This is a genomic window from Candidatus Filomicrobium marinum (assembly GCF_000981545.1).
Taxonomy (GTDB): Bacteria; Pseudomonadota; Alphaproteobacteria; order Rhizobiales; family Hyphomicrobiaceae; genus Filomicrobium; species Filomicrobium insigne.
On the sequence record NZ_LN829119.1, the window covers coordinates 3562778 to 3586773 of the forward strand.

Consider the following 23996-nt stretch of genomic DNA (forward strand, 5'->3'; position numbering starts at 1 on the left):
GTCTCGGGCTTTGGAGGGATAGATCATGAATACGGATATCGCAGTACTTGTGGTGGATGATTACAGCACGATGGTGCGCATTATCCGGAAGCTGCTGAAGCAGGTTGGTTTCGAGAACGTGGACGAAGCCGCCAGCGGTGCGGAAGCCTTCGAAAAGCTCAAGCAGAAAAGCTACGGCCTCGTCATCTCCGATTGGAATATGGAGCCTATGACCGGTTATGATCTGCTGAAAGCTGTGCGTAGCGACGCCAACCTTAAGGACACGCCCTTCATCCTGGTGACGGCGGAATCCAAAACCGAAAATATCGAGGCGGCAAAGGCTGCCGGCGTTGACAGCTATCTGATTAAACCCTTCACAGCTCCAGTTCTGAAGGAAAAGATTGACGGCGTGTTTGCGAAATACGCTGCCTGAGTCAAGGCGGCGTATTGAGACGTTTCTGAGTTTGCGTTGGGCATGCGGAGGCGAGAGTGGTCGTTTGGCCAAGGGTTCCATGGAGCCCGGGAACTCGTTTTCCAAGAGGATTCTGACAAGCGACCGGCGAGGCGTTCTTGGAAAAAGTGACTGGCAAAACGCGGCTCCGTGGTGCTGAACGGACAGCGGCGCTCCTGCTGGCCATGGGCAAGGAAAATGCCGATCGCATCGTCAAGCATTTCGACGAAGAAGATCTCAAACATCTTGCACGTACCGCCTCGACTCTAGGTCGTGTGCCGCGCAAAGCCATAGAAAACCTGGTCGAAGAGCTCTCTGAAGCTATGTCGATCGGGGCCGATCTGATGGGCAACGACAACGTTGCCGAGCAGCTGATTTCGGGTTTCCTACCTGAAGATCAGGCTGCAGAGTTGATGTCGGATTTGCGTGGCGATGCGGGCAAGGTCGTTTGGCCCCGGCTAGCGAAGATGCCGGAGTCGGCCACAGTGCAGTATCTGACGAAAGAGCATCCGCAGGTTGCGGCCTATGTTCTGTCAAAGCTTGCGCCGGGCTTGGCTGCGAGCGTTATCAGTCAATTGCCACTGGAATTGCGCAAAGAACTGACGCGGCGCATGCTGACGATCAAGCCAGTGTTGGATGCCCCTGTGCGTATACTGGAAGACGTTCTGGCGCAGCACCTCATTACCAGGGTTGCCCGGTCCAACGGTCCGGATATTCATGCGCGCCTGGCTGATATCATCAACAAGCTTGACCGCGAGCAGATGGACGAAGTCCTTAACGGGCTTGAGGAATATCGGCCGAAAGAGGCTAAGATCGTGCGTGGCCTGTTGTTTACCTTCGACGATATCGTCAAGCTCAGCATCGAAGTTCGTACGCGCCTGTTCGATGAAGTGCCGCCTGAAACGGTTATGTTGGCTTTGAAGGGTGCAGACCGGCCGGTTACCGAAGCAGTTCTCGAATCTGTATCGACCCGTGCGCGGCGTATCATCGAGCAAGAGCTTGCCAGCGGCGCGGCTGGTGTCCGGAAGGACATTATGCAGGCTCGCAGGTCTATCGCTGATCTTGCCCTCGACATGGCCAATCGCGGCCTGATCGAGATCGGTGGCGAAGACGAGTACTAAGCTCACAAGCGTTTCAGTTGGGTGAAGACGGCTTCAGTTTCGCGAAGGGCTAATACTTTATTAATCTTCGCTTGAAGCCAAGTGCGCTGTAGGGAAGCGACATGAGCAATGGCAAGGCCGCTTCACTGGGTGGCAAGGATACCGTAGAGCGGCTGTTTCAACCGCCGAAGCTTTCGCTTGAACAATTACCTGGGCTTGCGGCTGTTTTTGAGTCAGTCGCCGGGACATGCACAGAGCAGTTGCGCGAATGGGTGACGACGCCTTTGTCGTTGCTTGTGAATGGCATCGAGCTTTCAAATGCCTGGGATGTCCTCGAAAGCTACGAGGATTGCGTTGCCTTCATCTATTATGCAACCGCGTGGGACGCGCGGATTGTCGTGGGGGTCGATAAGCGCCTTGTTTATTTTTTGCTCGAGGCGATTTTTGGCGGCGACGGATCAACTGCCCCTTTCGACGATCAACGACCCCTTTCCAATCTTGAAGTGCGTATAGCTAAAGAGATCTCGAGGATCTCGGTTGACGCAATGCGCCGAGAGTTTGGACGTATCTCGCCAACGGAATTCGAACTTGAGCGTTTTGAGCCGACTATCGAATTCACGATGATGGGGCAGAGCGACTTCCCGGTTTCAGTGTGCCAGGTGCTGTCTCAAGTGCTCGATCATGGTGGGCGTATGTTCATCATGATACCGCAGACGGCTCTGCACCAGATGCGCGCCAAACTGCAGCGCGGGACCGGCGAGGCGACTACGGTGGCCGACCCCGTATGGACGCAGCGCATGGGTGATGGAGTTGCGCGCACAGTGGCGCGTCTTGAAGCCCACCTAGAGGGGCCGACAATGACGATTGATCAGATTGCAAATCTGAAAGTCGGGCAGGTGCTCGAAGCCAATTCCGGTGACTTTGGCGGAGTCATTTTGGAGTGCGACGGCACCCCCCTGTTCGAATGCAAACTGGGGCAATCCCGGGGGCAGATTTCTCTGCGATTGGAACAAGCGCTCGACCCGAGCGAGCAGTTTCTTGGCGAAATGATTCTAAAATCCAAACGAGCGTAAAAATGGAGTTTGGTGCCGACAAAGGTGGCTTAGAGCTTCAGTAGACGCGTGATCTGGTGAAAATCCCGCAATTTCAAGTGTTTTTGGCTGTTTCGAGCCTAACAAATATTTTCGTAGTCGTTTGTTAAGTACTGGAAACTATACGAGGATATAATGCTCGGCCTAAATCCGTGAAAACACGGGCCACTGCAACGGGGAGCCAGTGATGCGCGAAGATTCAAATGTTGAAGCGGTACCATCGGATCTTGAAGAACGGGCGGCCGCGCTCGTCAATCCTGCCTCGGGAATTGCAAATGATTTTCTGAATCATTTCAACGAGGTGCTTCTTCTGATTGAAAATCTACCCGTGCTTTTGCCGGAAATGGTCGATGAGCTACTGGGTTGGGCGCCTCGGACGTACCGTGAGTACTTTACGCATTCGGAATTGCCGGGCAGCAAACTGACTTTAGAAATCTATGATTCGATCTGCGATGAATTGCGGACCGAATTTGAAGCGCGTGTCGATGCAGTCAATTTGATGTGTCTCGAAAGCATTGATGTCATCAAAAGCCGCCGTGACGGAAAGGGTGAAATCGAAGCCGAGGATGTCGAAGAGTATTGCGAGCAGATTTCGTTGAAACTACGTTCGGCGCTTTCTGATTTGGCGGATCTCGTCAACAACGGATACGCAGCGCCTGTCGAAGCTCCGCAATCGATGGCGGACCGAATGATACCTGCGAATTGAGCTTTGGGGGCCGGGGGGCACGGGATCTATGGATGAGCTACTTAGAGATTTTCTGGTAGAGACGACGGAGCATATCGAGGGCGCGGAAAACCAACTTGTTCAGTTCGAACGGGATCCGTCAGATGCATCGCTCATCGCCAGTATTTTTCGTCTCGTTCATACGATTAAAGGCACCTCCAGCTTCCTTGGCCTGAACCGACTTCAGGATGTTGCGCACGGTGCGGAGACGCTCATCAGCGAGCTGCGCGACGGTGCGCCACCTACAGAACACACGGTTACGTTGATCCTGGCGGCAATCGATCGCATTAAAGGGCTAATCGAGGAAATCGAGGAGCACGGCGGCGAACCGGAAGGTGATGATTCCGATCTTGTGAGTATGCTGGCGGATCACGCTGCCAATGCTCTCAAAGAAACGGAAGCGTCTGCACAGGTTGAGACCACCGAGGTATCTTCTGCGCAAACCGGGGCGGAAGAAGACGAGGCTGTGATGTCCGCGACAGAAGTCGCGTCCACACCGCTTGCAGAAGCAAAAACCGATGAGAGCACCAACAAGGCTAATCCGGCGTCGAATGGCAACTCTAAGAAATCAGAGGGTGCCCATAGCCAAGAAACGATCCGCGTCACGGTCGATACCATCGAGCGGATTATGCAACTTGTTTCCGAGCTGGTGCTGACGCGAAACCAGCTGCTCGAACTGACACGCAATCGCGAGGAAGATACCGTCAAAGCGCCGTTACAGCGTTTGTCGACAGTGACGAGCGATCTGCAGGACGCTGTGATGCGGGCGCGTATGCAGCCGGTTGGTCGTCTTTATTCAAGCTTGCCTCGTCTTATCCGTGAGCTCTCATCCGAACTTGGCAAGAAGATCAATCTGGTTACGGAAGGCGCCGATACTGAGCTTGACCGTCAGCTCATAGATGTCATTCGCGATCCGATGACACACTTGATCCGCAACTGTGCGGATCACGGCATCGAACGTCCGGACGAGCGGGCGGCGGCTGGTAAGCCGGAAATGGGTACCATTCGGGTATCTGCTTCGCACGAGGCCGGCCAGATCACGATCGATATCGTGGATGATGGGCGTGGGCTGAATATCGATAAGATCAAGTCTAAGATCCTATCGAGCGGTATTGCCACGGAAGCTGGCTTGGCTGCGATGACGCAGCAGGAGATCTATCAGCAGATCTTCGAGCCTGGTTTTTCGACCGCAAGCAACATCACGAACGTTTCCGGCCGCGGTGTCGGCATGGACGTTGTGAAGTCGAACATTGAATCCATTGGCGGGTCGGTCTCCTTGTCGAGCGCGCCCGGAGCGGGTTCCCGCTTCTCGCTGCGTATTCCGCTGACTCTTGCTATCGCCCCGGCCCTCATTGTCGAAGTGGGCGATCAACGCTTCGCACTTCCTCAGCACGCCGTTGTCGAGGCGGTCGGCATCGGGGGGCAATCGCCGCATAAGATCGAGCGACTTCAAAACTCGCTGGTGCTCAAACTGCGTGAGCAGGTCATTCCCGTCGTCGCGTTGCGGTCGGTGCTTGGCATGACCGACAATGACAATGATCGTGATACGTTGGTTGTCATTATGCGCGTCGGTTCGCAGACGATCGGTGTGATTGTCGATGACGTCGCGGATGTCCAGGAAATCGTTGTGAAGCCGCTTAGTGCGACTATCGCGCACCTCAGCATCTTCACTGGCCATACGATCCTCGGTGATGGCTCCGTCGTTCTCATTATCGATCCGGCAGGCGTAGCGGTCGCTCTGGGTATCGAAAAATCTGCGGAACGTAAGTCCGAATCCGTACGTGAAGTTGCGGCGAGATCGGAAAGCTCGCGCTACGTTCTGTTCCGTGCTGGCGGCGGTGCACCTAAGATCCTTCCACTATCTCTGGTCGGGCGTATCGAGTCCGTGGAAGCTGATCGGATCGAAGAAGCCAACGGTCAGTATGTTGTGCAACATCAGGGTCGCTTGATGCCGATCGTTCCGGCGTCTCCAGCGGTTGATGTCTATGCACGACCCGTAAGTCCCGCGCTCATAATTTCCATCGGCTCCCGGACGATGGGACTGCTTGTCGATGAGATTATCGATATCTTCGAAGGCAAGCTCGACATTCAGATGGATAATCCAGGTTCCGATATCATCGGTACGACGGTGGTCAAGAATCACGCCGTGGAATTGGTCGATATCGCCTATCACCTGCGGGGCGCTTTCCCCGAGCCGGACCTTAAATCGCAGACAAATGGTACACGACTTCTTGTTGTCTCGCGGGATACGTACGCGACAGATGTTTTGTGTCCGACCTTGGCTGCGGCTGGGTTTAGCGTCAACGTGCGTGCAGATTCGCACGGTGCTAAGGCCCTGCTGCAGGAAAGCGGCGGCGAGTTCGATACGGTATTAATCGACCTTGAGGAGCCGGGCCTCAATCTCAAAGCCATCCAGGAGGCTTGTCAGGCGATTGGGCGGGGCAACATACCGATAATCGGTTTGGATGGAGAGGCGAGCGGGCACCGGATGAGTTTCCCGGCACAGGTATTGGCAGGGCGGATTGCCAAGTTTGACCGTAACGCGCTTCTTTCCATGCTTAGTGGGATTGTAGCGGAACGTCAGCAGGCATCTATGGCGCTTGCGAGCTGAGCTCAAAGCGGGGGGCAATTCATGCAGGCTCAAGATCAGGCTTTAGCCGTACTCGGCGATGGGGATGAGCGCATTCGCACAAGTGCGCAGAGCTATTTCACGATTTTTATTGGCGAAGAGATATTCGGTATTTCCGTACAAGATACCCAAACGATCTTTCGCGTGCAGAAGGTTACACCTATTCCGCACGCACCGAAGGATATCGTCGGGCTTGTCAATATTCGCGGTAAAATCGTTACTGCCGTTAGTCTTCGCCGGCGTTTGCGACTCGATGACGTCGAGAGTTTTGACAACGCTTTGGCGATCGGAATGGAACATAAGGGCGAGAATTTTGCACTTATGGTCGATCAGGTCGGAGATGTTCTATCTCTGGATGGATCCATGCGTATTCCGACACCGCCGCACTTCGATCCGATACGGGCGAGCCTTATGAGCGGGCTGTATCGGGTTAACGATTTCCTAATTCCCGTTTTGGATGTGGGTGCCGTTTTTGATTTCACAAAGTAGTAATCAATAGTGTGCACAGTTCACGGACAAATGTTCCTCCAGCGTATCAGGGGCCTTCAACATGACCACTGCTCTCGTCGTCGATGACTCGCGAGTCGTCCGAGGCTTCATCAGCAAAATCCTAGAATCAATAGGGTTCGTGGTTCAGCAGGCTGAAAACGGCGTGCTGGCCAAGGCGGCATGTGAAAAGTCCATGCCGGAAGTCATCATTGTTGACTGGAACATGCCAGAAATGAATGGCCTCGAATTTGTCGAGGCGCTTCGGGCTATGCCGAATGGCCATGAACCGAAAGTCGTTTTCTGTACGACCGAAAACGACATCAAGCACATTATGAAGGCGATCGAGAGCGGCGCTGATGAATACATCATGAAGCCCTTTGATCGCGCCATCCTGGAAACGAAACTCGATCAGGTAGGTATTCTTCCGCATTCTGTGGAGACCTCGGCGTTGGCTGCGATTGGGTAATTTCCTTCCGCGCCTACGTTACGGCGCTCCTCTCCAGATTAATTCCTCAACAAAAGCATTCTGCCCGCCAGCGGCATCTGTTCGGAGAAGCTGACTATGACCCCAAATACCGCCAAGGTATCCGGCGACCCTTATGAGGTGCTTTGCGCGTTCCTCAAGAAGGAATCGGGTCTCATAATCGATGCCCAAAAGCGGTATCTCGTTGAGAGCAAAATGCAGCCGATTATTCGGCGCGAGGGCCTAAACGGGTTCCATGGTCTGGTTGATATTCTGATCAACAACAAGTCGGCTCCGCTTGCGAAAGAGGTCGTCGAAACGATGACCATCAACGAGACATACTTCTTCCGCGACAAGGTGCCATTCGACAAGTTCTCGCAGGTGGTTCTACCGAAGCTGATCGAAACGCGGCCGGCCTACAAGACCATCCGAATCTGGAGTGCTGCGTGTTCGAGTGGTCAGGAGCCTTATTCTCTGGCCATGATCCTTGACCAGATGAAAGCTCAGCTTGGAGGGCGCAGGGTCGAGATTATTGCAACGGATCTGTCGGAAGCCATTCTGGCCAAGGCACGCGAAGGTCTCTATTCGCAGTTCGAAGTCCAGAGAGGCCTGCCAACGCCGTTCCTGTTGCGGTATTTCGACCAGAAGGGCGACAAGTGGCAGATCAAGGAGAGCCTTCGCTCACAGGTGCAGTTCCGTCGACTCAACTTGTTGGGTGACTACAATGCGATCGGCAACGTCGACGTTATTTTCTGCCGCAACGTTCTGATCTATTTCGATAACGCTGGTAAGCGCGAGGTCTTGGCGAAGATGCGCCGTAATCTGGCGAATGACGGTTTTCTCATGCTCGGCGCTTCCGAGAGCGTATTAGGCACTTCGACTGAGTTCGTTGCCGATCCTATGCACCGTATGGTCCTCTCGCCTGCGGACGCGAATTTAGGTGCGGCTCGTAGACCAGCTGTTGCAGCGCCGGCAACACCGGCGGCGCTAAGGGCTGCTATTCTCGCTGGGTAACTGGATTGCGCTGTACGACGCTGCCAGGCAGCGTCGTAAGGGCGTTGTTTTGGCGTGACCCACGTTATTATAGTGTGCCGCACGCAGATGTATGATGCATCGCTAAGCGTCGAGCTCGCTTCGCGCTTTATTTCCCTATTAGGTTGGCAATGCGCGCGCCGATCTGCTCGGGATCAAGTTGTTCGTCCGCAGCGTTGGCTTCAACGAGGGCGCGGGGCATTCCGTAGACAGCGCAGGTATCTTCGCTCTGAGCGATGTTAAATGCGCCGGCGTTGTGCATTTTCAAGAAAGCCTTAGTGCCGTCTGCTCCCATTCCCGTAAGCATCACGCCCAGAACGCGGCCGCCATAGGCTTGGAAAATACTATCGCCGAGCACGTCGATGCTTGGCTTATAGAGGCTTTCACCCTTATCCGCTGACACGCGGATCTGATTTTCCACGATGCGTGTTTGCATGCCTCCTGGCGCGATATAGATCGCTCCAGGGCTCAGGAAATCTCCGTCCTTCGCCTCAACGACATTGGGTCTGCAAATCTGGTTCAGGCGTTTGGCCAGAGCGTCGGTGAACTGCGCGGGCATATGCTGCGCGACAACGATTGGTACCTTCAGGCTGGCTGGGAGTTGTCCGAAGACCTGCTGTAGTGCCTGTGGGCCGCCGGTTGAACTTCCAATGAGGCATAATTTTGGTGGAGACGTGCGCAGGCTATGCGTTCGATTTGTTGCCGCCAGTTTCGGTGTTGCGACGCGTGTACGGGGCGCGATTGGTGCGGGACGCTGAAGTTTGGCCCGGGCGGCTGCAAGCAGCTTCTCGTGGATCATGTCGCCACTGTTCGATTTGGCGATAAAATCCACTGCGCCGATCTCAAGCGCTTCCATGGTGATGTTAGCCCCGGCTTTTGTGACCGAGCTTACCATCACGACGGGAGTGCGCGTTTGCGAGACGATTACCCGCAAGGCCTCTAGCCCGTTCATTACGGGCATTTCGACGTCGAGGGTGACGACATCCGGGCGCAGCTTCAGCGTTTTCTCGACGCCTTCACGGCCATCGGAAGCGGTATCAATCACGCGAAAGCGGCTATCCGTCTGGATGCGTCTCGTCAGAGCCCGCCGCATGACGCCTGAGTCGTCAACGACCAGAACGCTTATTTGCCCGGGCATTTGTCAGGGATCCTTGGATGCGCCATTTTTGCGACAAGACGCGGTCGTAGGCGCTTTTTGTTTTGTTTTCAGCCAGAGATTAGCGCTGATGGTTTTTACATCTATCACTAAAAGGCCAGCTCCTTTGTACAACGAGTTTATGCATAGTAGGCACTATGCGACTCATTCACTGTATCATTGATGAAGCCAAATCCCGGCGCGAACCTTGTCGCGCGGCGGTATTTTTACCGAATGGCTGAAGTTGTTTTGTCCAACGTTTGTAGGATGTCTTATAGAGGGGCGGGGCCAAGATACGTGACTCGTACTTTTGCAAGTCCTTTATTTGCAAAACCCAGATGATGTGCTGCAGATCGAGATAAGTCTATTACTCGATCATGAAGGAAGGGGCCGCGGTCATTCACGCGCACGACAATGGAGCGCCCATTCGTCATGTTCGTTACGCGAACGTTCGATGGTAGCGGCAACGTAGGATGTGCTGCGGTGAGGCGATTCTGATCGTAAATTTCGCCGTTGGCTGTTAGGCGTCCGTGGAAATCACTGCCATACCAAGACGCTATGCCAACTTTGTCGTAGTTTGGCTCGTGGCGTGGCACGTAGCGCTGTCCCCCGACATAGTAGGGGTTGCCGATCTTGTAGACACCGCGGCGTACTGGTGTGGTGCCTTCGCCGTAGTGTACCCGCGCGCTTGCCGGAGTACCGAATTTTGATGGCGTAAATCCCTGACTGATTGTGCTTCCGCCTGAAGCACATCCACTCACCAAAGTTGCGCAAACCGCAAGAGAAGCGGCTTTTGCTATCCAACCTGCCCCGTTCATTTTTACACCCGTTTCTTGGTCGTCGGGTGGAGAATGGCAAAGACTTCCTGTGACCATGCCAATTCGGCAGCGATAATTTGCTGAGAATTGTGTGCAAATTCATTCTGTTTTGTAGCTGATCTTCTTTTGGGTGTTTTGCGGAGATTGGCCGGTGGCGCATGTAATTGTAATTGCTTTTAAATTTTCTGACCCACGTAGTTTTATTGATTTTGTTGTTATGCCATTCATGATTACCGGTAAGGTTCGCGATGGCATCCCAAAACATCAATGATTACCTGTGCTTGAGCAAGGATAAACCACTGGCTAACCATCAACATAACGAGGACGGTAGGAGGTTAGATTTTTTGGGCCGACTATGGCGGCTCACGTCTCTCGTCAAGTGGGTGCCACCATTTTTTAAGGTGAACGCATCTCCGCGGACGACGCAGAAAAGAACGTCCGAGAAACCAAATCGTACCCATGACGCGGCCTGCGTGATGATGGGCTGCTGCCCGCTCAATATCCAAGTACGCGCGTAGGGCCGTACGCATCTTTGCGGGAAGCGGGATGTCGGCGTTTGGATTTAGCCACTTTTGCTCAATTAGACCGCAAGCTTCGTGTATCTGAAGGGGAGTTGGCCGCTCGCCGATTTCGATTACGGCTCCTTTGATTGCAGCAACGCGCAGGCGACCGCCGGCAAGCCCGAATCGCATATACCAATCGAGATCCTCGAGCCGCCGCAGGCTCAAATCAAATGGTCCTGTTTTCTTGAGCGCGCGTTTGCTTATGAGCACGGTTGAGCCCGGCATAAACCAGCAGGCGCTGGCGAAGTCCTCTGCGTGAGAACTTTCGGCTGGCACTAAGCCGCGTTGCTTTCCGGTTCTACGCCTAATGGTTTGGTAGCCCGAAGAGTAACAAACGAGCGCACCTGGGTTTTGGGTGAAGTCTCGTTGCGCGAGGAATGCTTGCGCAGCGAGTTTTCCAGGCAGCCAGTAGTCGTCGGAGTCAAGAAAGGCAATCCAATCTCCCTTTGCGTGATGGCATCCAGCCTCGCGACTTGCCCCTGCGCCTACGTTGACTTCGTTGCGTATGATGCGAATGCGATTGTCGTTCTTGAGCTCGTCGGGCAACCTAAATGGAGGAGAGGAGGCGTCGTCAACGACAAGAACTTCGTGAACAGGGCCGTCCTGCAACAAGGCCGAGCGCAGCGCACGTTCGGCAGATTTCTGGCGTTGAGAGACGGGGATGACGACGCTTATCTTCATGGTCCCTTCGCGGCTGTTGTGGCTAGACATTCACCATTTCTGGTGACGAGCGTGTCGCGTGTGGGTGTATGTCATTCAATTGAGCTGTATGCGGACAGCTGAGCAAAAAAGGACGGTGTTGCTGCAAAAGCGTACGGAATGAATGGTACAATTTAAAACGGTCAGACTACGTTGCATCATGATACGCTTTGTGTGCGTTTAGGAAGCCGGGTCGCCTCCGAAATGATCCGTTGTCTGTGGATAGTTCCGTTGCTCAGAGCTGCATGCAATCGTTGGTCCGGACGTTTGGCCGTATTTTGAGCGCTTCAATCATTGCGGCTGTGGACTTGCATCGGGACGGAGATTATTTCATCCCCGCCCTGATTTTCGACCTAAGGGGAGCCACGATGCGCAAGCGGTTCTTTTTCGGAGGCAGGGCCCATGATGGGGGGGCTGCGCTCCCTTCCGTGGAATTTGATGATGGTGGTGAAAGGCGCGTGCTCTTCACGCTGCCACCAACGGACCGTTCTGATCTGCCGAGCGCTTTGGTTTTTGCGATGCCCAAGTCAGGATCGGTTCTGCTCGATGGCATTATGCGCAAGCTTTCCGCCAGCGCTGGTGTGACCTATGTCTCGATCATGCAGGAGTATTTCGCGATCGGTTTGCCGGATAAGAATATGCCGGCGGATACATCGGCGATTTTTCTGCCTCGGGGCTATTGTTATGGCGGCTTCCGCTATTTTCCCCGTCGTTTCGATATTCCGATCCTCAAACAGTCACGTCCTGTTCTTCTTGTGCGCGACCCGCGAGATATGCTCGTTTCGCACTACTTCTCGATGCGTGACAGCCATCCTGAACCCGGAAAGGTCTTGAAAAGCGTCAACGCCAACATGTCGATGCGCGACCTCGCCCGCGCCCTTGAGATTGACGACTACGTCAAGCGCGCAGCGGAAACATTCCGTGCGTTCCTTATGAATTACAGGATTTTGCTGTGCGGTGTTTGTGAGACACGGATGTATCGGTATGAAGACGTTATCTACCAAAAGCCCGATTGGGTTGCCGGTCTTGCTGCGCATTTTGGTTGGGACATCTCACGCGACGTAGTGGACGCTATTGCTGCGCAACACGATGTGATTCCATCCGACGAAGTGGATACACGCCATATCCGCCAAGTTCATCCTGGCAATTATATAAAAAAACTCCGCCCAGAGACGATCCGATGGTTGGATGACTATTTCAAAGAGGAAATGGCGTTCTTTGGCTATAAAGCCGACGTGCTCGCTCAAGGCGGAGGTCGGTAGGACGCCAACAACATGGTCGCGTGATGGTTGCCTAAATGTACTCGCCACCGGTTGTGACTGCTCCAGCTGAAGCTCCAGGAAGATGCGATGTGCCTGCGCCGTTGGTGTCGACAAGACCATTGCTCGACGCGAAATATCGCCTGCCGGTCGCTGTTCCCACGTAGGTGTTACCGATGACAACAAGTGCGCCCGTTCGTAGTCCGGCGGCAAAGGCTTGTGTTCCGATGGTTCCGAAGGCGGGTACGCCTGTCAGCGAGATTGTTCGACCGACGACCTGGACGTTGGCCGCCGAAACGAGCCAATGATAGGCGCTGTTTCCGGAAATCGTATAGTTCCCGTCCGCTTCGATATTCGCGCCGTTCTCGGCATACATATGGCTGTTTGTGCAAGTGCCGAAATCTAAATTTCCATAATAAATTTTGCTGGGGCCCATAGCCTTGATCGCGTACCCAGGCGTGCCTGTGGTTGCCAATTTCATCCCCCGCAGATGGTAGATTGCGTAGGTGTTGTCAGCGGTGAAGCAAGCGTTTGAGGCTACGTCGATGGTGACATTGGCCGGTGTTCCCTCATCGCCGACGATATAGCAACGTCCGGATCCGACGAGCGGCTTCAATATGTTCGTGGCTGTGTACGTACCAGATGTAATCTGGATTGTGACGTCGTAGATGCCCAAGTCCAGGCTTGCGACGATGTCGATGGCTTTCTGAATGGTGGCAAACGCATCGGGCGCAGAGAGGCCTGTATTCGTGTCCGAACCCGCGCCTCCGTCGACATAATATGTTCGCGGTGCCGCGAGCAATTCCCTTCCTCCGCCCGAGGGGAGGGCTGTATTCGGCAGCGTGACGGAGCCAGTGTCCTTATCGATGACAATAGCTTCATGCCATGCGGCCCCATCGGGGGATACCTTGAAGTGAAAATCGTCATCACCCATCAACCCCATCTCGGCGCGGGCTGAAAAGGTTGTTTGATAAAGCGTGCTGGCCGTATCAGTCGGTGCGGCCTTGTTGATCTTAATCTGGTGGCTGCTGCCTTCGTGAGAGAAAAGGCTGGCCTGCGATGATACGCTCAAGCGGTTTGTTGCGTCGGCTGTTGCATTAATCCCGAACTCTGTGGGGGTACCTCCGCCACCAAAAGCTGTCCAAGCTACTCCATTCCATAGGAGTGTTTGCTCTTCGTTGGTGAGCCACGCGATCCAGCCTTCGCGTGGCGGATAGAACATCCAGGCTCCATCCTGAAAGGCGGCGATTTCATTTTCATGGCCGGCCCAATTGGCCGTGGCCGGGGCGGCAACGATGTAGCGTGCACCCTCTTCAGGATCTTCTGGTGATGTCGTGAGGGTTCGGTCCTGAATGGCGAGATACAGAATCGCGTCGAGCGCACGTATCGCTTCGTTGTGCGTTACATGCTTTTGAGCTTGAGCCGCCATGATGTAGGGCAGGCCGAGGTTAGGGGTGTGCTCCATCCCACGCTCCGTCGTGATGTCGTTCGGAACCAGAATAGACGGCGCGCGAGGATAGGGGATAAAGCTGTCGGCGTGCTTGTTACGCGGTCGCAATGGCGGCGTGGATGCGATCGATAATCTCGCGGCCGCGTGGAAACTGTGCGGAGGGATCCAACTCGAGAAACGGTAGCACGAGCGCCTTGCCGAAGCGGACTAGGTCTGAGCGAGGTCCATAGCGCTCTATCGTGACGGTTAAAGAGTTCGCTGCTTCGATGAACTGGCGGTTTTGCAGCAGCATTTGATCTATGAGTTCGCAGTACCAGCGGAAATCGAGCGATATCTCTTCGCCGAACTCTTTGTTGGCTTCTGCGATCCCGTGTTGGAGAGCTGCGAGGATTGTGCGGGCCAATCGATCAGTATTCGCGTGTGTTGCTTCCAAGAAGTGACTGCTCGGTTTCTCAAAGTACTCAAAATCGTGTTTGAACGAGGCATAGACCGAGGTCGCGCGCTTGAGGATTTGGATGTTCGGGAGATTTGGTTTCGCTGCAGCGCTGGTGGCGACGACAGTCAACCCGCTGCCACAGCCGACAAAGAGATCGGCGTGATGCGTCAGGGCCGCTGTTTCGCGCATTGAGAGATCGCCACCGTGGATGATCTGCGGTCGATCCGATGCGATCGTTTCGTGCGTTGACAGGATAAAGGCGATGCGCGGGTTTTTGGTGAGTGCGGCGCGCGCGATTTCGACGGCCAATGCGGGCGTTACAAATGATTGCCCCGATTTCGAAGAGCATTCGAAAAGGACGACCTTTTCAAAGTCTGACAGCGCCTTATTCCGGACCCACTGGGCGACTGTCTCTTTTTCGGTATCGGTTAGTTCAATGACCGTTTCGACAGGGACAGTGATCGGCCGCGGGTAGTTCCGGAAAATCGATGGACGGATCGTACCGTCGTAGTTGCCGAAGTGGTTGGGGCAGATCTGCGTGAGGAAGGTGTGTTGGTATCGCCCACGGGCAAGCTCGCGGGCTGCCTCTGTCTCCAGTGCATTCCACGCTGCGTTCAGGTCGCCCCAGGACGCAACGGGAATTTCCCATATCTCGTCAACGTGCGGGTTGTTCTCAATCACGCGTCTACATAGCGAAGAGATTGCCCACGTCAGTCGGCACTCCGGGAAATCGTGTTTGATCTGACGGGCGATTGTCGTTGCGTAGAGGCAATCACCATTCGAGCCAAGCTGTCCTAGGAGGATGTCGGTCACTTTGTGGAGACCCGTCGGGCTGGATGACGGCGGAGGTGTAGGCCGTGATTTTCTGCGAGGATCCAGAGCGCGACATCCAACGCATTCTTTTGTGGGCCATATCCGAGGACACTAACCATGCGAGAGATATCGGCGCCGAACGTGGCGGCATACGACGTATCGATGGGTTCTAAAACGGGGAGATGATTTTGCCAGTCGCGTTCCGCGAGAGAGAAAAGCTCTCGAACGAGTTCAAAACCGGTCCATGTCCTTCCTGTTGCCATCACGTAGTCCTGGTTCGGAGACACTTCCAGCAAACGTGTGCCAAGTTCGACGAACTCCGCGCTGCTCCCCCAGTCGCAAGAGAAGTTTAGCGAACGAAGCGGATCGCTCGGTTGCTCGCCGCTTAGTGCAGCCGCCAACATTTGCGTTATGCGCGGCAGTACATAATGGCTGGGACGTCTGGGGCTTTCGTGGTTGGCCAGAAAGAGCGTGGTGGCTCGAACATTGTGGTGATGCCGGTAGTAGCCGATCAGATCCGTGGCGGCATTTTTGGTGATGGAATAAAGACATGTCGAGTGACGTGGGAGCTCTTCGTGAACTCGGCCGGCAGGCTTTGCGTTAAAGGCTTTCACTGAACTGGCATAGAGAAGGCACGCTTCGGGGTTTGTGGTTCGGATGTATTCCAACACCTGATGAACGCTGCCGATATTGACCTGCAACGCGTCCTGTCCGTGTTCTTCATAAGCGAAGCCGGATGCGCCATGTACTGCTGCAAAATGATAGATGCGATCGGGACGGCTTCTAACAAGAAGATCGGGGAGTGTTTCGCGGTCACGGCTGAGATCAACAGGGACGTACGTATAGCCCGGTGTGGTGCCCGGAATGAAACGCGATTGCGCCTGACGGCCAAGGCCCACGACCCGGCAGCCACAGCGTAAAAGATGTTCGGCAAGATACGAGCCGTCCTGCCCGTTGGCTCCGATAACGAGTGAACGCAATCCGGTTGGAGGGGGAGGTGTCTCAGATGCCAAGAATTTCTTCAAGCCGATTTGGCGTCAGCTCGGCGCCCTCCAGGCTCGCCTCCAAGTTGGTCGCGTCGACAACTTCAATCGTTGGCAACGGGAATAGCATCTTGGTGCCGTTGCGGATCGTTTCGGCTTCTCGTTCGATGAATTCACGGCGGAAATGCCAAGGGAGTACGAGATAATAGTCCGGCTTCATCGCGCGTGATTTTTCCTCTGATATGATTTTGATATTCGTTCCGAGGGTTTGCGCGCCATTTTTTTGCGGGTTGCGGTCAGCGGCATATTCGATCTTGAAGGTATCGATATTATACCATTGCAACAGCACGTTGCCTTTGGTTGACGCGCCGTAGACGTGGACTGTTTCGCCGTTCGCCCGGATGCATCCCATGAGCTTATTCATGTCTTCGCGCAACCGTTCGATGCGCCCCTGAAACGCGCGATAGGGCTCGTCGGTGTCGAGCTGCATTTCAAATTCCATGAGCTGTAGGCGGCGAATGTAGCTATCGGCTTCTCGCGTGTCGTATTTGATGCAGCTTTCATGGCAGACGTAGCAGCGGATACTGCCGCCGTTAATCGCGTTGAGCTCGGCGCGGAAGATACGCAGACCCGCGGCGCGCGCAATGTAGTGCAGAACCTCGAGGCTGTAATACTCCAAGTGCTCATGACAAATCGTGTCGAATGAGTTCATCTTGAGCATGAGCGGCATGTACGACATTTCCAGAATCCAGATGCCGTCGTCCGCTAGTGATTGCTTTATGTTGGAAGCAAAATCGATCGGGTCTTCAAGGTCGTAGAACATGGCGATTGACGTAATGACATCGAACTTACGACCTGCGATTCGGGCGCGTCCCTGGGAGCTTGGAAAGGTGGTGCCAACGACTTGGACCCAATCCGTAATTTCCTGAGCAATATCGGATGGATCGAACCCCCACAGTTCGAAGTCCTTTGGATAGGTGGCAAGCAGCGTACCGTCGTTACAGCCGATATCTAGAACGCGTTTGTCGTTCGGCGCGACGATTGCCATCGCCGCGTGAACGATACCCTGGAGATGATCGCGCATCGTCCGGTTCGTGCCGGACCGGTACCAGTAGTTCGCATACAGTATTTCTGGGGGGATTGAATGCTGGAGCTGCAAAAGTCCGCAAGCGCCTTCTTCCGCAGATACGTCGCAGCGAACAAGAGACGTAGGGATTTTTCGCAAGGGCGGCGATAGTGTCCCAGCCTTGACGAATGAGCCTTGTAAATATTGCGGCTGTAGATCGATTACAGGTTTGAGCGAGGGGGATTTACAGACGCGACAGGTCTTCTTGTGTCTGATGTGCATTGTTCCCCCGACCTATGCACGTCCGGCAGTCGTCGCGACCGCCTTTCTCAGTATGCAGTATATTTCGTATTGAGTCGCCTTTCAAGTAAAGGAGTTTGGGTTGGGTCTTGCCGCGATTGCGATGCGCTGGTGCTATCTCTTACCGTCTCGAACGCGCGAGAGGAGAGGATTGCCTTCGCTGTTCCAGACGATGAAGCTGGGATTCAAAAAGCCTTTTTCGAGCTTGCCGTACAGAAATGGTGATCCGTCTGTTTGCGTTACCACGCCGCCGGCGGCTGTCGCGATAGCGTGGCCTGCTGCGGTGTCCCATTCCATCGTTGGTCCGAAGCGCGGGTAGACGTCGGCCTTGCCTGCTGCGACCAAGCAGAATTTGAGTGAGGACCCGATATTGGCGCGGCCCGCGACGTCAACATCGGCCAGCCAATTTTCCAGAGCTTCAGACCCATGCGAGCGACTGGCGACGATTGTCATTCCGCTCTCAGCGTTGAGCGCGCTGGTCCGCATGCGATCGGCGTTAAGACCCTGCAGTGAGCATGTTTCGGCATCAGGATCGAGCGGGGCGGATATGGCATGATCATCAGCCAGGGTCAGATAGAGTTGCGATAGGGCTGGGGCAAAGATGATGCCGAATATGGGACGTTTGTCTCTGATCAGTCCTATGTTGATCGTGAATTCGTTACGCCGGTTGATGAACTCGCGTGTGCCATCAAGAGGGTCAACCAGAAAGAATGTATCTTCGAGGTTTGGCACCTTCCCCGCAGACATCGATTCCTCTGCCACGACAGGAACGCCGGGTGCAGCTCGACTTAGTCCTTCAAGCAGTATTTCTTCTGCCGCCTGATCGGCCAGTGTGACGGGCGAGCCATCAGCCTTGGTCTCGGTTTCGACGCCGGTGCGGAAGTAGTGCATTGTTTTTGCGCCGGCTGCGAGTACAGATGGCAAGAGAGCTTCGGCAAGCCCGACAAAGCTTTCAGACATGATCAGCTGTTCTTTGAAGTTGGTGGCCCGAGGTGGACCTATCCTTGGGCGTTTGGATTGAGAGACGAAAAGATAGTGTCTGTAGACATAATGGCTTAGCCCAACCTTACGCAAGCTGTTCCCGCGGACGAGAGACACGCATGCGACCTCAGATCAGTCTCGTTATGCCGACGCTAAATGCGGAGCGCTTTATTGCAAAGGCGCTGGATAGCGTGCCGAGAGCACTGGTCAATGTGAACTTTGAAGTGGTGATCGCGGACGGCGGTTCTGACGACGCGACGCGTTCAATTGCGGCGGATTATCCATTTGTACGTATCTTAGATGGGACCGATCGAGGACTTTACGACGGTCTCAACCGTGCGATTGGCGAAGCCAAGGCTGAATATGTTGCGCTTTTAAATTCGGATGATGTTCTGCATGGCTTCGGTTTGTCGAAGTTGTTTAATGCACTCGACCTTCACAAAAGTGCTGACATGATCATGGGGGGCGTATCGTGTGGCCCTGTGTTCGACGATTCCGGCGTCATCTACTCACAAACGAAGTTGTCGCTTCCGGGACTAGCGTTTGGAATTCCGGCGATCAACGCGCGTTTGTTTCGGGCCTCCGTCTTCCACATGGTTGGTCCGTTCCGCACGGATCTTGGCGTTGGTGCGGATCGCGAATTTCTTGTTCGCGTTCTTCTAAAGGGGGTGAGGGGGATGGGTGTGAGAGTGCCCACCTATCACTATCGCACACATGCCGGGTCACTCACGCTCGCGGGGGATCGCGATGCGCGTGATCGGATATGGCGGTCGGATATCGAGGTGTTGGGGACTATCTTGAAGACGCCGGTTCTCAGCGCGCAACAACGCCGGACTGTGGCGCAGGCGTTGTCTCTATTACGCGCAAAGCAACTTCGTTCTGAGACGCGAAGCGGTAATGCCGGTCAGCGAGACAAGCATACATTGTCCCTGGAGGATTGCGCCCGCTTGCCTATGGCGTTCGCGCGCTGGTTGCAGTGGCGCGGTAAGCTCGCGGGTTATTGATCCTTCGAAGCGCTGGAGGCATCGAGATGCCGGGGAAGTGGGCGCCCGTCTTGAGCGGGCTCCACCTAATTCGTGTCTCAATGCTGTCCCTGAACCATTGATGGTGTGTAGTTATCGGCGACCAGATCCGACTTGACCATCATCTCCACCAGTTCCTCAAATGAGGTCTGCGGTTCCCATCCCAGGACTTCCCGGGCCTTGGTCGCGTCGCCCAAAAGCAAGTCGACCTCCGTTGGGCGGTAGTAGCGTGGGTCGATAGAGATGAGTGTTTCGCCCGTCTTGCTATTCACGCCCGTCTCGTCGACGCCTTTGCCGCGCCACTCAATTTGGGTTCCGACAACGGCGAACGCCGCTTCCACGAATTCGCGCACGGAACGTGTTTCGCCTGTAGCCAGGACGAAATCGTCCGGCTTTTCGTGCTGCAGGATCATCCACATGCCTTCTACGTAATCGCGGGCAAAGCCCCAGTCGCGTTTGGCGTCGAGATTGCCAAGGTAAAGGCGATCCTGCCTGCCATTGGTGATCGCTGCGACGGCGCGCGTGATTTTGCGGGTTACGAACGTTTCACCGCGTGTCGGCCCTTCGTGATTGAACAGAATGCCGTTGCTTGCGAACATTCCGTAGGCTTCCCGATAGTTCACGGTCACCCAATAAGCGTAGAGCTTCGCTGCGGCATAAGGCGAGCGGGGATAGAAGGGGGTGGTTTCGCGTTGGGGGGTTTCAAGCACCTTGCCGTAGAGCTCGGAGGTGGAGGCCTGATAGAAGCGGCATTCGTTTTCCAGTTTGAGAATCCGAATAGCCTCGAGCAGCCTCAGTGTGCCAATCGCGTCAGAGTTGGCCGTGTATTCCGGAGTTTCGAAACTCACTGCGACATGGCTTTGCGCAGCGAGGTTGTAAATCTCGGTTGGTTGGGTTTCCTGGATCAATCGTATCAAATTGGAACTGTCGGTGAGGTCGCCGTAGTGCAGCCGGAACCGCCCGTCAGATACGTGTGGATCCTGGTAAAGATGGTCAACGCGTGAGGTGTTAATCAGCGAAGAGCGACGTTTCACGCCGTGTACTTCGTAGCCTTTGTCGAGCAGAAACTCGGCGAGATATGCGCCATCCTGGCCGGTGACACCGGTGATTAACGCAACACGACGTTCAGACATTAAGCCTAGCCCCTCTTTTGGTTGTCGCCGAGGTTGCGACACGACTTTTCGATCCCTCGCTCAGGTCATCAATCGAGTATCGAGCAAGGTTCATACCAACTGATGCCTTGCTCGATTTGTCTTTAAAACGCCGCTCAGGATCAGTTCCATATCGCGGTGTAGTCGTCGTAGACGGTGGACTCGGCACGATTTGAAACGGTTTGGAGTGCAAATGCGGCCACGTCGTATTTTCCGTATACAACGTGGGCGATTTCGGCGAGTTTGAGAAGCTCGGCGTCGGTTAGTTTTTCCGGATCATCCAGGTGGCGGACATATACACAATCTGCCCACAACAAACGGCCGGCGTGGAAAAAGCGGTCCTCCGTGACATCAAAGGCGTTGTAGCGCTGTCGGCCAAGGGTCGCGATGTCCATCAGAACGAAATCCAGCTCGCGCATATATCTGTCGATGTCGCTGAAAAGCGCTTCTCCCAAATAGATCTCTGTGAACTCAGCCTCCAAGTGGCAGATCAACGTTCGCGACAGAGTTTCTCGCGCGCCTTTTAAGACGGGTAGCGTTGCGCCTTGGACGTCGATCTTCACGAAATCAATCCAGCGATCAGAGATATTTTGTTCTGCAATGACATCATCAAGCCGGCGTGTTTCAACGGCTCGGCTTTCCACGATTTCTAATGCCTCGGCGAGTAAGGAAAACCGACGGGCAAGCGTAAGGTTTGGTTCAAGGAGCGAGGATGTTGGTTGCATGCGTGCAAGATTGCATGTTGCCGGATGACCGTCCCCGATGAAGTATGGCAACGTGCGAATTTCGCATCGTAGAGCTTCATCGTTTTCGCTTGTCTCTACCTTGGGAGCATCTTGGTCGGTTGGATCGAAACCGATAATCAGGGATGGTCGGTACTTGGGGAGCGCCGCATACACATGAGCCTCGAAGTCGAGCGGCTCGGCCCCGACATCAATAATTGTGAACTCGCCTCGTTGATGCTCGGTGGCGGACAATTCTGGCATCGCTACCGGCCGTGCAAGTAGTCGGCGGTTCGCGGCGAAGGTGACCTTTGATTGTTCAGAATAGCACTGGATGGCTACGGTTCGCAGAGCATCTTCAACGGTGTTGCCGTGCGCGAGATATGCCGCAATGGTTTGGCGCGATTGCAAATCGGCTGTCCGGTCGAACAGTAGCTTCGTGGCAAAATTGGCTATGCTTTCTGAGATTACCTCAGCGGTGGACTGCTCTTCGTCGGGTGACTTTGCGATCCGGTCATTCAATTCCAGGCACTGTTCCGACAATTCGGTACAGCGCAAGCGCAGTTGTGCGATCTCGGTTTCCAATTTGGCGCGTATCGCCCGAGCCTCTTGCGCATCGTGTTCCGCTTTGACCAGTAGCTCTCGGCTTCGGGTCCACTCTTTCAGACGGACGCGATTGATGAAGCTCACGCCGCTGAGGTCGTATCGGAGGGACTTCCGTTTTTCACGCAGATAATCCCTGAGCCGTGGCGGGATGCGATGGTTGATTGCGGCGCGCAGATTTTCCGGATGGCGGAGGCGCCACAATCGCTTGATCTGAGTTTTTACCGGCTCGGGTAAGCGATGTTGAATTGCGATGTGCAGTCTTTGTGGATCGCGCAACATCCAAATGCGTTGATACAAGCTAAGTGGAACGTGTGCTGGGCCGTGAATGGGGTCGAAATTGATCCAGTCTGGAATTTCGCCCTTCGGTAAGTCCCCTGAACTTTGTTGAAGCTGGGAGAGTGCGTCGTCGTGTTCAAGCAAGATGTTCTTGAGCTGATGGAGATACCGTTGTTCCGAGGTTGTCTTTTGGGCCTCATGTTCGCGGCTCCGCCCAATGGTGTCCGGGATGTGAGTGATGATCGCGCCAGCGAGCCCCATTCTTATCCAGAGCTCCCAGTCCATCGCCCAGTACAGGTGCTGTTTCAGGTAGCCGCCAGACCTGTGCCAGATGTCGGCGGTGAACAGAACTTCCGGCTGGTAGAAATAGTCGCCGCGCTCCCATGAGTTGGTCCACATGAAGTGCTCGAAGAAGCCGAGGGGGACTGCGCGTCCATAAGGTAAGGCTGGGTGATGGAGCGAGGTAACTTCGGCGCTGTTTTCGGTAATCCGCTCGCATCCACCGACCATCAGGTCGCACTGATTGTCTAGGAAAGCGAGCGCTGCGCGGCGCAGGGCGCCGGGGGCCAGCATGTCGTCGCTGTTGATCCACGTCAGGATATCGCCCGTTGCCACATCAAGCCCCTTGTTGAGGCCATGCGATTGGCCTTCGTCCGGCTCAATGATGAGGCGTGAAAGTTGGGGCGCGTAGCGCTGCAGGATTTCCTGGCTGCCATCGGACGAAGCGGCGTCGATGACGATGTATTCAAGGTTGGGATAGCCCTGGTCGAGAACAGACCGAAGGCAATCTTCAAGGTAGGGAGCCTGATTGTAACTGACTGTTACGACCGAAATTTTGGGCCAATTGGTTTCGTGCAGACGATCGTTGGGTATGAAGAGTGGATCGAGATAACGGGGCCCGGGATCCAGGAACATGACGTGTTGAGGCCATTCGATAATGCGGCCGTCCCAGTCCGATGCGAAGCCCTCGGCCACTTTGGAATAGCGTTCGGTGCAGACATATTGCCCAGGAAGCACGCGGTGTCGAATAAGGTTGAGATCTGTTGTGGTGGCGGTGGCGTCGAGAATATAGCCTGCGATATCAGCTCGTGCGGTTGTTGGCGTATCAGCAAACCATTGAGCTAAAGAACCGGCTTGCGGGCGGCTGCGGTCGGGGTGGCCCGATTCAACTGGTTGACGTTTTCCTTCTCCGGATAGAACGCCAACTATTTTAAAGTCGCGTTGTTTCAGCTGTGCGCACAAAGGAGTCTGGCTTGCCGTGCCACAGGTTAGATAAGTCGATCCTGTGATCGAGTTTGTTGTGAGCCAATCAACCACGCTTTGATCGCGGGGCGCCTTTTCCTGACGCGGGGGACTATTTTCTTGGAGTGGTTGCCAGGTGGCGGGGGAGGGCGCTTTTCCTTTCGTGATGGTCAGATCGAACGATGGGTGCGTCTTCGACTTTTCAATTTCGGCGTCGAATGTTCCGGATTTTTTTAAGTTGCGATCAAGCTGTTGACACCGTTCGGTCAGGGCGGAGACCTGGGAGGAAATGATACGCCGCGCCGTCACGATATCTGCGGCGGACGTCACTGCGATCTGGGTGCCCGCGTCTTTGTGCCAACCTTTGACTTCAAAGTACTGCAATCCGTTGTGAGGACGCATCTCGGCCGTGCCCCCCATCATGGTGGGTCGATGCTCCCCCGTCCGCTTGAAAGGGACGCGAAGAGCAAGAGACCGCGTCAGATGCTGACGTCGTATAAATCAGCCGTCTGAATG

The 23996-nt window shown here is 54.8% G+C and carries 20 protein-coding genes and 1 pseudogene; 10 read left to right on the top strand and 11 right to left on the bottom strand.

All coding sequences use genetic code 11. From position 1 onward, the window contains the following. Window positions 1-25 precede the first annotated feature (25 nt). The 8 genes from YBN1229_RS16625 (at window position 26) to YBN1229_RS16660 (ending at window position 7940) form a co-directional block, all read left to right on the top strand. On the top strand, window positions 26-412 hold the full coding sequence (locus YBN1229_RS16625; protein WP_046479329.1) for a response regulator: 387 nt from the start codon (window positions 26-28) through the stop codon (window positions 410-412). Between the two features lie 146 nt (window positions 413-558). Further along, window positions 559-1551, top strand: coding sequence for a flagellar motor switch protein FliG (locus YBN1229_RS16630; RefSeq protein WP_052744034.1), 993 nt, complete (start codon window positions 559-561; stop codon window positions 1549-1551). Between the two features lie 101 nt (window positions 1552-1652). Then, on the top strand, window positions 1653-2603 hold the full coding sequence (locus tag YBN1229_RS16635) for a FliM/FliN family flagellar motor switch protein (protein WP_046479331.1): 951 nt from the start codon (window positions 1653-1655) through the stop codon (window positions 2601-2603). Between the two features lie 205 nt (window positions 2604-2808). Then, a complete protein-coding gene (locus YBN1229_RS16640; protein WP_046479332.1) occupies window positions 2809-3327 on the top strand; it encodes a hypothetical protein in 519 nt (172 codons plus the stop codon). Between the two features lie 28 nt (window positions 3328-3355). After that, window positions 3356-5956, top strand: a complete 2601-nt coding sequence (locus YBN1229_RS16645; protein WP_046479333.1) for a hybrid sensor histidine kinase/response regulator — start codon at window positions 3356-3358, stop codon at window positions 5954-5956. Between the two features lie 21 nt (window positions 5957-5977). Beyond that, entirely contained in the window at window positions 5978-6463 is a 486-nt protein-coding gene (locus YBN1229_RS16650) for a chemotaxis protein CheW (RefSeq protein WP_082101186.1), read from the top strand. 61 nt (window positions 6464-6524) lie between these two features. Beyond that, the gene (locus YBN1229_RS16655) at window positions 6525-6929 is read left to right on the top strand and encodes a response regulator (protein WP_046479334.1); all 405 of its coding nucleotides are present in this window, start codon (window positions 6525-6527) and stop codon (window positions 6927-6929) included. Window positions 6930-7025: 96 nt separating this feature from the next. Beyond that, complete coding sequence (locus YBN1229_RS16660; protein WP_046479335.1) at window positions 7026-7940, top strand: CheR family methyltransferase; 915 nt, start codon at window positions 7026-7028, stop codon at window positions 7938-7940. Between the two features lie 127 nt (window positions 7941-8067). Here the strand turns inward: YBN1229_RS16660 and YBN1229_RS16665 are convergent, their stop codons facing one another. The 3 genes from YBN1229_RS16665 to YBN1229_RS16675 all read right to left on the bottom strand — a co-directional run bounded on the left by YBN1229_RS16665 (window position 8068) and on the right by YBN1229_RS16675 (window position 11185). After that, complete coding sequence (locus YBN1229_RS16665; protein ID WP_046479336.1) at window positions 8068-9096, bottom strand: protein-glutamate methylesterase/protein-glutamine glutaminase; 1029 nt, start codon at window positions 9094-9096, stop codon at window positions 8068-8070. 269 nt (window positions 9097-9365) lie between these two features. Further along, window positions 9366-9911 carry a septal ring lytic transglycosylase RlpA family protein gene (locus YBN1229_RS19280; RefSeq protein ID WP_046479337.1) on the bottom strand — a complete coding sequence of 182 codons (546 nt, stop codon included), beginning with the start codon at window positions 9909-9911 and terminating at the stop codon, window positions 9366-9368. Window positions 9912-10264: 353 nt separating this feature from the next. Continuing rightward, on the bottom strand, window positions 10265-11185 hold the full coding sequence (locus YBN1229_RS16675) for a glycosyltransferase family 2 protein (protein ID WP_082101188.1): 921 nt from the start codon (window positions 11183-11185) through the stop codon (window positions 10265-10267). Window positions 11186-11541: 356 nt separating this feature from the next. On the opposite strand from YBN1229_RS16675, the gene YBN1229_RS16680 reads away from it, so the two are divergent. Further along, the gene (locus YBN1229_RS16680) at window positions 11542-12435 is read left to right on the top strand and encodes a hypothetical protein (protein ID WP_139165324.1); all 894 of its coding nucleotides are present in this window, start codon (window positions 11542-11544) and stop codon (window positions 12433-12435) included. A 31-nt stretch (window positions 12436-12466) separates the two neighbouring features. Here YBN1229_RS16680 and YBN1229_RS16685 read toward each other — a convergent pair whose 3' ends face one another. The 6 genes and pseudogenes from YBN1229_RS16685 to cysQ form a co-directional block, all read right to left on the bottom strand. Then, window positions 12467-13897, bottom strand: a complete 1431-nt coding sequence (locus YBN1229_RS16685) for a DUF2793 domain-containing protein (protein WP_046480730.1) — start codon at window positions 13895-13897, stop codon at window positions 12467-12469. Window positions 13898-13976: 79 nt separating this feature from the next. After that, entirely contained in the window at window positions 13977-15131 is a 1155-nt protein-coding gene (locus YBN1229_RS16690) for a glycosyltransferase family 9 protein (RefSeq protein ID WP_152025030.1), read from the bottom strand. Continuing rightward, a complete protein-coding gene (locus YBN1229_RS16695) occupies window positions 15128-16144 on the bottom strand; it encodes a GDP-mannose 4,6-dehydratase (protein WP_160298730.1) in 1017 nt (338 codons plus the stop codon). The genes YBN1229_RS16690 and YBN1229_RS16695 overlap by 4 nt, the downstream gene beginning before the upstream one ends. Then, entirely contained in the window at window positions 16134-17198 is a 1065-nt protein-coding gene (locus tag YBN1229_RS16700) for a class I SAM-dependent methyltransferase (protein ID WP_244464953.1), read from the bottom strand. The genes YBN1229_RS16695 and YBN1229_RS16700 overlap by 11 nt, the downstream gene beginning before the upstream one ends. A gap of 48 nt (window positions 17199-17246) precedes the next feature. Beyond that, window positions 17247-17462, bottom strand: a pseudogene (locus YBN1229_RS19370) (class I SAM-dependent methyltransferase); the annotation flags it as partial. 132 nt (window positions 17463-17594) lie between these two features. Further along, window positions 17595-18440, bottom strand: coding sequence for a 3'(2'),5'-bisphosphate nucleotidase CysQ (gene cysQ / locus YBN1229_RS16705; RefSeq protein WP_046479340.1), 846 nt, complete (start codon window positions 18438-18440; stop codon window positions 17595-17597). A gap of 140 nt (window positions 18441-18580) precedes the next feature. Here cysQ and YBN1229_RS16710 point away from each other — a divergent pair, with 140 nt between their 5' ends. After that, on the top strand, window positions 18581-19465 hold the full coding sequence (locus YBN1229_RS16710) for a glycosyltransferase (RefSeq protein WP_046479341.1): 885 nt from the start codon (window positions 18581-18583) through the stop codon (window positions 19463-19465). A gap of 77 nt (window positions 19466-19542) precedes the next feature. On the opposite strand, the gene gmd is transcribed toward YBN1229_RS16710, so the two are convergent. Together gmd and YBN1229_RS16720 are read right to left on the bottom strand one after the other, a co-directional pair. Then, window positions 19543-20616, bottom strand: a complete 1074-nt coding sequence (gene gmd, locus YBN1229_RS16715; protein WP_046479342.1) for a GDP-mannose 4,6-dehydratase — start codon at window positions 20614-20616, stop codon at window positions 19543-19545. Window positions 20617-20756: 140 nt separating this feature from the next. After that, entirely contained in the window at window positions 20757-23903 is a 3147-nt protein-coding gene (locus tag YBN1229_RS16720) for an FkbM family methyltransferase (RefSeq protein ID WP_052744038.1), read from the bottom strand. Between the last annotated feature and the right edge of the window lie 93 nt (window positions 23904-23996).